Here is a 9,047-nt window from a genome sequence, read left to right on the forward strand (position 1 = left end):
CGCATGTGGTGACGGCATGACCGGAGACTTCCTCCCCGAGTTCAAGCTGATGCCGGCCAAGGGCGGCGGGTACCGCTGCACCTACCGCCTATTCGAGGGAAAGCCGTTCGTCCTGATCCCCGGCGAGGCCAAGGAGACGGCAGGTCAGGCTCTCAACGCGGCCAAGGCCTATGTCCGCGCCAAGCTGAACCCGCCGATCCGGTGTGAGGCAGCGGTAAAGGACGCACTCGGGGTGGCCCAATGGCACGAGCAGCGCGCCGCCCATCAGGCCGAGCAGCAGGAACAGGCGCTCGGCGCCATTATCATCCGCGGTCGGCAGGTGAAGGTGGAGAGGAAGCGAGCATGACGCACCCCTGCGATATCTGGAAGGTAGCGCGGGAATGCGGCGTCATCCTGCGCGAGGGCTTCGAGCACAGCCCGACCAGCCGGAAGCCATTCGAATGCTTCTGCAAGCCGACACTGCGGGAGATCGGCCAAGAGCACGGGGAAGGGCATTTGCGTCTCGTCCTGATGCTGATGACCGGGACCAAGCCGAACGCGGCCGAGCTATACGCCGACATGATCAAGGCTGTCTCCTCGGTGCTGGTCCGGAAGCCGGATCTGGTCAGCCGGCGGTCGTTGGTCGACGATTTCAACGCCATAGACCTCGGCGCGCTGCGGACAAAAGCCAGGGCCATGAATTGTCCGGTGGCGACGACAGACGTTCTCCGCGTCCTGCTGGCCATCCGCTTCTATGAGCCGATGCAAGGCGAACTGCTGGAATGGCGAGGGGCCGCATGACCTATCGGGCATGGACAGCGAAGGCGGTAGAGGACCGCGTGATAGAGGCGGCCGAAACCCTCATGCTGCTGCCGAACGTGCGCGGACCGCAGCCCTATGGCTCAGCGATGCCGACGCCGGTTAAGGAATGGGAGGCCTATGGCTCCGAACCCTCCCGCTACAAAAGCCGCCCAAGCCGTGACGCGATCGACCGGATGCCGGAAACCTGGGGCTGGATAAACGCGCACCCTGACCAGTCCGACCGAGTGCTGCTCTATTCCTGGGCATGGGTGAAAACCCGGCGCGGTCGCTCGATCAACGACTTCGCCTCGCGCGAGGGGATGAACGTCCGAACTTTGCGCCGCCAGATTTCCCGTATTTGTCAAGATATTGCGGGGGAATTGAACCGATTACATGTCGTTCGGTTGAAAGTGATCGTTGACCCGGTGTCCGAAATTACGGCAGAAGTCGATCCAGATCAGATATCTTCGGTGAGCTACGCCAATCACTGGCGCGCCGAGGATGCCAAGCCCCAGCACCTCCCTGAACTTCTGGATCAAAGGGCACCCGCAACGCGGGCGGGGTGACTTCTGCCGGGAGCGACCATGGCCGAAAGCATCCGCCGGCTGAACGAACTCTCCGATGCCGCCGTGTCCGATTATCTGCGCCGCTCCTCCATCACTTATCTTGAAGCGGTGATCTCGCTGATGCTGACCAGCATGTCACCGGAGGAGGCGGCATCCATTCTGGAGGCCGAAGCGGTCGATCTGAGAGAACTCGGATGAGAGCCGTCATCCTCGCCGCACTCCTGGTGCTGACAGCCTGTGCGACAGGCCAGCCCTGCCAATTCGATCAGTTCCTCGTGGACCCGACATGTCATTGACCGTTTGAGGGACAACCCCCGAAAGGAGAACACCCAATGTCCACCCGATATGCAATCCTCGTGACCAACGATGAAGGTCAGGACCAGGTTTCCGACATCAAGCAGATGGAGGGCGCTGCGCCCCAGGTTCCGAGCGGCTACAAGGCCGTCAAGGTTCCCGATGGTGTCCAGATCGGCATGATCAAGGGCGGCCCTGTCAATGCCGTGGGCGGCTATGGCTTCCCTGAAGGCTCGCCGGCTCCGGTTCGCTCGCCGGCCGCCTGAAATCAGCGGAGCCTGAGCCGTGCCTGTTCCAGAGGGTCGCAAGTTCCAGAAGGGCGTTTCCGGTAATCCCGGTGGCAAACCCAAGGACATGGAGAACGTCCGCGATCTGGCGCGGTCGTATACCCGAGATGCGATGCAGACGCTTCATGCGATTTGCACCAAGGGAAAGACCGAGCCGGCGCGCGTTGCCGCCTCGGTCGCCATTCTGGAGCGCGGATGGGGCAAGCCGTTGCAGCAGGTGGAAGTGAAGCGGACGCCATTCGATGAACTCAGCCCTGCCGAACTCACAGCTATTGCAGAAGCTCTCGAAACTCTCGCCCGAGAAGAGGGCGGACCTGCTGGCGGACATAAAGGACCGGCTATCGAGGGTAAGGCTGGCCGGGTACCGACCGTACAGTAAGCAGGCGTCATTTCATGCCGCAGGCGCCAAGTATCGCGAGCGCCTGTTTCGCGCTGGCAACCAGCTCGGGAAGACCATCGCTGGTGGCGCCGAAGCAGCCTTTCATCTCACCGGGCAATACCCGGATTGGTGGGAGGGCAGGACTTGGGATCGCCAGGTTCATGGCTGGGTCGGTGGCGTCACCGGCCTCTCGGTGCGTGACGGACCGCAGAAGATATTGCTCGGCCGGCCTGGCTCCATCGGAACCGGCATGATCCCAAGCGAGGCGATCGCCGGCTACACGATGTCGAGGAGCGTCGCCGATCTGGTGGACACCGTGCGGGTGCGCCATGTGTCCGGGGGCATCTCCACCGTCTCGTTCAAGTCCTACGAATCCGGCCGCGAGAAGTGGCAGGCCGAAACGCTGGATTTCGTCTGGGATGATGAGGAACCACCGGAGGACATCTACACTGAGGGCCTGACCCGCACCAACGCGACTGGCGGGATGGTCTGGCTGACCTTCACGCCGCTGCTTGGCATGTCGAGCGTGGTCAAGCGTTTCCTCGGGAACGATTCTCCGGATCGGCACGATACCGTGATGACGATCGAGGATGCCGAGCATATCCCACCGGCGGAACGCGAGAAGATCATCAACAGCTACCCGCCGCACGAGCAAGAGGCACGCGTGCGCGGTGTGCCAATCCTGGGCTCGGGGCGCATCTTCCCGGTTGTCGAGAGCGACATCACCGAGGATGCATTCCAGATCCCGCGCTATTGGCCGCGCCTCGGCGCCATGGACTTCGGCTGGGACCACCCATTCGCCGCGGTTGAAATCGCCTACGACACCGAGGGCGATGTTGTCCATGTCGTCAAAGCCTATCGGGTCAGGGAGCAGGCGCCGGCGCAGCATGCCATTGCGCTGAAGCCGTGGGGCTCCTGGCTTCCCTGGTCATGGCCTCGAGATGGCCGCCGCGAAACGCTGGAAGGGGCAGGGCATGCGCTGGCCAAGCAGTTCGGCGAGCATGGTCTCAATATGCTCGGAACGCATGCGCAGTTCAGCGACGGCTCGGTCTCGGTCGAGGCTGGTCTGATGGACATGCTCGACCGCATGCAGTCCGGCCGCTTCAAGGTGTTCAGGCACCTGAACGACTGGTTCGAGGAATTCCGCCTCTACCACCGCAAGGACGGCAAGGTCGAGAAGATCGCCGACGACCTGATGTCCGCCACCCGCTACGGCGTGATGATGTTGCGGCATTCGATTGTGGACCCGGCAGCGTTCAAGGCAATGCGCCGGCCGCAGGGGATGTCTGATCCGTTGAGCGATTATCGGTGAGCGTCCGCATCATCGGGGGCAATCTTCGCGACCTCTCCTACATCGCCGCCAACCTGAGACCAGAAGACCGCGCGGAAGTCGATTGCCAGCTTGACGGCTGGACGCCCGCCACATTGGCCATACAGGCGCTGCACGGCTTCGCTTATGTCGCCGAGCTCGATGGCAACCCGGAAGCAGCCTTTGGCGCTGGTGAGGTCCGCTCCGGTCTCTGGATAGCCTGGAGCTGGGGAACGAAGCGCATGCGGCGCTGTGTGCCGCGCATCACGCAATTCTTCTATGATGTGCTCGGGCCTGATGTAGCTTCACGTGGAGCGCACCGTGTCGAGGCAAGGGCGCTCGCTGACAACGATCTCGCCATCCGCTGGCTGAACAGGCTGGGAGCGCATGAACGCTGCCTACTGCCCGCCTACGGCAAGAATGGTGAGGACTTCATCCTCTTCGACTGGACAAGGGATACCTGGGCCAATGTGTCTATTTCAAAAGCCACCGGAACTGAAGCCGCTCCCTCCGACGCCGACGGCTCAGGACAAGGACGCTCAGGACCGCGTCGCCGCCGTGCAGCAGCAGTTGAATGCAAATGACGGCACCGCCTCGACCGTGAAAACCGATCTCGCTCCTTCTGACCTGGTTGGGCAGAAGCGCGTTCTGCTGGGCGTCTGATCATGCGCGCAATGAAGCGGGTGTTCCGCAACCGCATCTTGCCTTGGTGGTTCTGGCGCCGGCTCGCCAACCGCCTGAAGCGAAAGGCTGGTTGATGGCTGATTCCCGCGCCCGCGACGTTCTCTCGCGCCAGTCCGAGTTCGAAACCGAGCGCTCGGATTATGAGGCCGTCTGGGAACAGGTCGCTGAGTTCTGCGACCCTGACGCGCCTGATGTGTTCTCCAATCGTGGTTCCAAGGCGCGCACGTCACAGCCGGAGCGCTCCGAGCGCCGGGGTTCCCGTGTCTACGCCAACACCATCAACAGCGCCGCCAACCGTCTTGCAGCGGGGCTGGAGAGCCTGATCATCCCCCAGTCGGAAAAGTGGCATGGTCTCTCGACGGCTGCCATGAACGACGAGGAAACCGACGAAGAGAAGGAATGGGCGGAAGATCTCCGCGACTTCCTTTTTTCGCTGCGCTACTCCGCCAATTCCAATTTCGTGCCGGCGACGCAAGCCTGTCTCAGGAACGTGGTGCGGTATGGTCCCGCCTACCTCTATGCGGAAGAGGGCTTCGGCGGCACCCTGATCCATTATGCCTCGATCCCGGTCATCGAAGGCTATCTCGGCCGCAACCGCTGGGGCATCGCCGACACCTTCCACCGCAAGTACGAGCGCACCGCGAGGCAATGCGCGCAGCTCTTCGGCTATGACAAACTGCCGGGCCGGATCAAGATGCTGGTTGATGATCCCGGCAAATGCGAGGAAAAGGTATCGCTGATCCAGTGCATCAAGCCGCGCGAGGAGCGCAAGATGTACAATCTTGCCGGCACTTACGATTATCTGGACACCGCGTTCGTGTCCTATCACGTCATCGAGGAAGAGGAGGAGATCGGCAAGGAGAGCGGGTTCCGCACCTTCCCGGTATCATGCTTCAACTGGCGCCGGTATGAGGGCGATACCTACGGGATATCCCCGACCATCGAAGCCCTGACCACGGTGCGCGAAGAGAATGCCGTGCGCCGCTCCGGCCTGCGGGCCTTGCAGCAGATCACCGATCCTGCCACCGCCTCCAAGGCTCGGCTGGATTATGTGCCGGTTCTCAACCCAGGGGAAAACTATCCCGGCCTGATCGGCGATGATGGCCGGCCGCTCATTGCTCCGATCGCTCTCGGGCAGAACCCCGGCCCCGCCTTCGACTATGCCGCGACGCGCGCCGAAGAAATCCGCGACATGATGTTCGTCAACCTGTTCCAGACGCTGGTGCAGAACCCGCAGATGACCGCCACCGAGGCGCTGATCCGCCAAGAGGAGAAGGGCGCGCTGCTCGGGCCGTCGGGCTCGATCATCCAGGCGGGCTTTGCCTCAAACCTCGATCGGGAACTGTCCATCCTCGAAGCCAAGGGGCTATACGACCAGGACAGCCGTTTCCTGCCGCCGCAGAGCCTTGCCGGAAAGACCGTGCGTCCGACCTTCACCAGCCCCCTGGATGTGCTGCGCAAGGCTGCGGAGGCCAAGGACACCATTCAGGTGATCACCACGGCCATTCAGATGGCGCAGTCCGATCCGAGCGTGCTCGACAACATCGACGGCGACGAAGCCCTGAAAGTCGTCGCTGGCGCCGGCAGGAGCCCGCAGCGCATCTTCCGCCGCAAGGAAGAGGTCGAGGGCATCCGCGAGGCACGCAAGCAGGCGCAGCAATCGCAGGCCGGCATGTCGACGATCGCCGCCGGCACTCAGATGGCGAAGGACGCCGTTCCCGCCGCCGTGCAGGCCCGTGACAGCGGCTTGCTGGATGGTCTTCAGAACATGGTGCAGCCGCAGGGCAACGCATGAAGCCCGACAAGTTCGATGATCCGGAACAGGACCTGACCATCCGCAAGCGCCTGCTGGTCGCCTATGAGGCGCTGGAAGATGGGAACGCGGATCGCGATCAAGCCCGGCTCATCCTCCAGCACCTTGCCGGGCTGACCGGCTATTACAAGAACATCTCGCTCGCCCAATGGGTCAAGGACACCGGGTCGGCCTCTGGGTTTGAAGCGGCATGCATCGAGCACCAGGCCAAACGCTGGGTGTTCTCTGAAATCCTTCCGTTCCTCACCAAGCACGTGGACGGCAAGGGATAGCCCTGCGGCGGGTTCAGCCGTTCAATCCCTCCCAAGAATGAAGGAATACGATCATGCGCGGACTTCAGCGAACCCTTAACCGTGCCGCACAGCGAGAGCTTGGCGTAGCCGTCCCCAAGGCTGGGCTGGCATGCAAGGTGAGCGGCCAAGGCGGCGCTTACCGTCTCGAATTCACCATGACCAACATGAAGGTCACGGTCACCGATGCGCTGGCCTATGCCAGCCAGAAGCTGTTCGATTTCGTCGATGGCAAGATCCGCATCAAGGGCGGGACTGCCACCTTCACCTTCGGTGTGGACACGGCGCGCGCATCCACCATCAACGATTCCGCCTCGCTGACCTGGGGTATCGGTTCAGCGGCTGCCTCCAGCATCACCTTGGCCACGACGATGCAGAACGTCGTTGCGGTCACCACCCGCACGCTGACAGGCGCCGTTGCCGCTCCGTCGCCGGCTTCGGCCGCCGATGTCGCCGCCGCCGCCACGCTCGATGGCACTGGCACGGCTATCGACCTCTACATGAACTTCGCCTTTGCCACGAATACCGACATCGACGCCGACGGCATCCTGTCGGTCAACGGCAAGCTCATCCTGTTCGTCGAGAACTGGGGAGACAACGCGTAACCCTGCGGCTGGGTGAGCCGCTTCAACAAAGGAATTCTCTCTCATGACAGATCAGGCAGACGCCGGGTCCGTGGTGGTCGATCCACCGGCGGGCAACCTTGCAGCGCCAGCAGACGGTGCGGATAACGGGTCCGCCGCACCGGAAGCCAAGAGTTGGTTTGACGGTCTTTCCGAAGGCAACCGCAAGCTCGCTGACACCAAGGGCTGGACCAAACCAGAAGGCGGCATCGAAAAGGTGCTGTCCTCCTATGCCGAACTGGAGCGGTTGCAGGGCGAAACCCTGCGCGTTCCAGCGGCCGACGCATCTCCGGAAGAGTGGAAGAAATTCCACGACAAGCTTCCCGAGGCCATGCGCCCGGTCGCATCCGCCGACAAGATCGAGTTCAAGCGCCCGGAAGGGCTCCCCGCTGACCTGCCTTATGATGACGGTCTCGCCAACACCTCCAAGTCATGGATGGTCGACGCTGGCCTGAATTCAAAGCAGTCTCAGGTTCTTCATGACAAGTTCGCCGGTCATATGGCCGAGATGGCGAAGGCGCAGCAAATCGCCATCGCCGAATCGGTCACGAAAACCCACGACGACCTCGTGAAGGATTGGGGACCGGTAACCTCCGAAGGCTTCAAGGAGAAGCTGGAAGTGGCCAACCGGGCGATGAAGGGTCTCGGTCTCGTCGACGCCTATAAGGCCAAGGGCATTCTCTTGGCCGACGGGAGCCTTACCGATCCTCAGATTGCGAAAGCATTCCAGGCGATCGGCGAGGCGATGTTCAAGGAGGACAAGATCGGAGCCGACGGCGTGCCTGGCGGGGTGAACCCGTTCAAGCGCGGTCCGGACGGCAAGATCGTAAGTCCGGCGGCGATTTCAGCCCTTGTCCAAAGCGACCCCGCAAAAGCGAAACGGCTTGCAATCGAGGCGGGCGAAAACCCCGACCTCTGGATGCCCAACAATCCCCTCTGAGTAGGGGTTTTGCCGGCTCGCATCATCTGAAGGAAGACCACAATGGCAGACGCCTACACTCGCATCACGGACGCGATCGTCCCCTCCGTGTATGCACAGTACAGTTTCGAGGAACACGTCCAGTCCCTCGAAATTTTCCAGGCCGGCATTCTCTTCAACGATCCGATGATCACCTCCAAGCTCTCGCTCGGCGGTCGTTCGGTCGACATCCCCGGCTGGAAAGACCTCGGCAACGATCCCTCGGAACCCGTCAATGACGATCCGGCGGATTCGATCGAGATGAAGAAAATCGGCAGCCGGCGCGAAACCGCCGCCCGCAATGTCCGCGCTCAGGCCTGGGGCATCCCGGATCTGACCTCGATCCTTGCAGGCGACGATCCGCAGAAGGTCATCGTGCGCCGCCAGACCGACTACTGGCAGCGTGCCCACAAGCTGACGCTGATCAGCATCCTGAAGGGCGTCGTCGCCGACAACATCGCCAACGATTCCGGCGATCTGGTCCGCGACACCAATGCCTCCATCGTCGACACCGACATCATCGAAGCGGCCTACCTCATGGGTGACCGCGCCGACAAGTTCAAGACGATATGGATGCACTCCAAGCAGATGAAGGCCCTCAAGCTCGCGGACCTCATCGACTACGTGCCTTCGTCCGAACAGGGCGGCATGCTGATCCCCTACTACATGGGCCTGCGTTGCATCGTCGACGACGACATCCCCGTCGCCACCGGCGAATACACGGCCTTCATGTTCAAGGACAAGGCCATCATGTGGAACGAACTTCCGGTCAACACCGAGGGCGGCCCCCTCGAATTCGACCGGAAACCGCGCCAGGCTCATGGTGGTGGCGTCACCGAGATGGTGGCACGTCGTCACTTCGTCCCGCACGTCCCCGGTACCCGCTTCCTTGATGCCTCGACGGCCGGCGAATTTGCCACGGATGCCGAACTTGCACTGGCGGCGAACTGGGACCGCACGGCTTCCAGCGTGAAGAACATGACCTTCATCGCGCTCAAGACCACCGAGGCCTGATCGGGGCTGATGCCAACGAGGCGGGCGGCTTCGGCTGTCCGCCTTTTCCT

General features: G+C 62.3%; 12 protein-coding genes. All 12 read left to right on the top strand.

The window, feature by feature from the left end; genetic code table 11:
• Positions 1–16: 16 nt before the first annotated feature.
• The 12 genes from FJ959_RS22270 to FJ959_RS22330 all read left to right on the top strand — a co-directional run bounded on the left by FJ959_RS22270 (position 17) and on the right by FJ959_RS22330 (position 8,997).
• A complete protein-coding gene (locus FJ959_RS22270) occupies positions 17–346 on the top strand; it encodes a hypothetical protein (RefSeq protein ID WP_140632051.1) in 330 nt (109 codons plus the stop codon).
• Positions 343–780: a hypothetical protein gene (locus tag FJ959_RS22275; RefSeq protein WP_140632054.1), complete on the top strand. Its 438-nt coding sequence runs from the start codon at positions 343–345 to the stop codon at positions 778–780. Before FJ959_RS22270 ends, FJ959_RS22275 begins: the two co-directional genes overlap by 4 nt.
• A complete protein-coding gene (locus FJ959_RS22280) occupies positions 777–1,346 on the top strand; it encodes a DUF6362 family protein (RefSeq protein WP_140632056.1) in 570 nt (189 codons plus the stop codon). Before FJ959_RS22275 ends, FJ959_RS22280 begins: the two co-directional genes overlap by 4 nt.
• 18 nt (positions 1,347–1,364) lie before the next feature.
• Entirely contained in the window at positions 1,365–1,544 is a 180-nt protein-coding gene (locus FJ959_RS22285; protein WP_140632059.1) for a hypothetical protein, read from the top strand.
• A gap of 134 nt (positions 1,545–1,678) precedes the next feature.
• Positions 1,679–1,906, top strand: coding sequence for a hypothetical protein (locus FJ959_RS22290; RefSeq protein ID WP_140632061.1), 228 nt, complete (start codon positions 1,679–1,681; stop codon positions 1,904–1,906).
• 263 nt (positions 1,907–2,169) lie between these two features.
• A complete protein-coding gene (locus tag FJ959_RS22300; RefSeq protein ID WP_140632063.1) occupies positions 2,170–3,618 on the top strand; it encodes a terminase family protein in 1,449 nt (482 codons plus the stop codon).
• On the top strand, positions 3,615–4,199 hold the full coding sequence (locus FJ959_RS22305) for a hypothetical protein (RefSeq protein ID WP_140632066.1): 585 nt from the start codon (positions 3,615–3,617) through the stop codon (positions 4,197–4,199). The genes FJ959_RS22300 and FJ959_RS22305 overlap by 4 nt, the downstream gene beginning before the upstream one ends.
• 173 nt (positions 4,200–4,372) lie before the next feature.
• Positions 4,373–6,094 (top strand): portal protein, encoded by a 1,722-nt coding sequence (locus FJ959_RS22310; protein WP_140632068.1) that lies wholly within the window; start codon positions 4,373–4,375, stop codon positions 6,092–6,094.
• Positions 6,091–6,384, top strand: coding sequence for a hypothetical protein (locus FJ959_RS22315; protein ID WP_140632071.1), 294 nt, complete (start codon positions 6,091–6,093; stop codon positions 6,382–6,384). Before FJ959_RS22310 ends, FJ959_RS22315 begins: the two co-directional genes overlap by 4 nt.
• 53 nt (positions 6,385–6,437) lie before the next feature.
• Entirely contained in the window at positions 6,438–7,007 is a 570-nt protein-coding gene (locus tag FJ959_RS22320; protein WP_246678991.1) for a hypothetical protein, read from the top strand.
• 43 nt (positions 7,008–7,050) lie between these two features.
• Positions 7,051–7,965, top strand: a complete 915-nt coding sequence (locus FJ959_RS22325; RefSeq protein ID WP_140632076.1) for a hypothetical protein — start codon at positions 7,051–7,053, stop codon at positions 7,963–7,965.
• 42 nt (positions 7,966–8,007) lie between these two features.
• On the top strand, positions 8,008–8,997 hold the full coding sequence (locus tag FJ959_RS22330; RefSeq protein ID WP_140632078.1) for a Coat protein: 990 nt from the start codon (positions 8,008–8,010) through the stop codon (positions 8,995–8,997).
• The last annotated feature ends 50 nt before the right edge of the window (positions 8,998–9,047 follow it).

The organism is Mesorhizobium sp. B2-2-4 (genome assembly GCF_006442375.1).
Classification (GTDB): domain Bacteria; phylum Pseudomonadota; class Alphaproteobacteria; order Rhizobiales; family Rhizobiaceae; genus Mesorhizobium.